This is a genomic window from Bradyrhizobium sp. NBAIM08 (assembly GCF_020193935.1).
In the GTDB taxonomy this organism is placed as follows: domain Bacteria; phylum Pseudomonadota; class Alphaproteobacteria; order Rhizobiales; family Xanthobacteraceae; genus Bradyrhizobium; species Bradyrhizobium yuanmingense.
In genome coordinates this window covers 1-452 of record NZ_JADYVR010000311.1, presented here as the reverse complement: position 1 = coordinate 452, position 452 = coordinate 1, and the positions used below count along the sequence as shown (strand labels likewise).

At 69.0% G+C, this 452-nt stretch carries 1 protein-coding gene; it reads right to left on the bottom strand.

Going from position 1 to position 452, the window contains the following annotated elements; genetic code table 11:
• On the bottom strand, nt 1-452 hold a 452-nt coding region (locus tag I6F37_RS39650; RefSeq protein ID WP_225154326.1), incomplete at both ends, for a hypothetical protein.

The following is a 452-nucleotide window of genomic DNA, read 5'->3' as shown; positions in this document are numbered from 1 at the left end:
GTACGGGAACCCGAAGTCGTTTTCCTCGAGTGCCAGACCGATCCGGGCGTCGAACGGAACGCGCTCCTCGACGAAGCGGATCGTGTCGATCTCGCCCCGCTCGGGCGGTGAGGGACGCAGGAGGCCCTGCTGCTGCCAGCGCGGCATCCCCCAGACCGTGTCCGGCGCAGCGCCCTTCAGGAGCTGCAGTCCAGACGGCTTGCCGAGCGCGTTCGCCAGGCATAGGAACGCGGCCAGGATCGAGGCCGTCGCGACAGCGACCCTCACCGCCTGCCAGCGGCCGGCGAGTCCCCATAAGCTCGCGTTTAGAGCCATCCCAGCGATGAAGTAGCGGCCCTGGTAGTGCAGGTAGATGATCGTCAGGGCGACGCAGAGGATGGCGATCGCGGGAGCCGCGGCCAGGACGACCGCGACGCGGCGCACGTCTGCACGTCGGGCCGCCTGGATCGAGA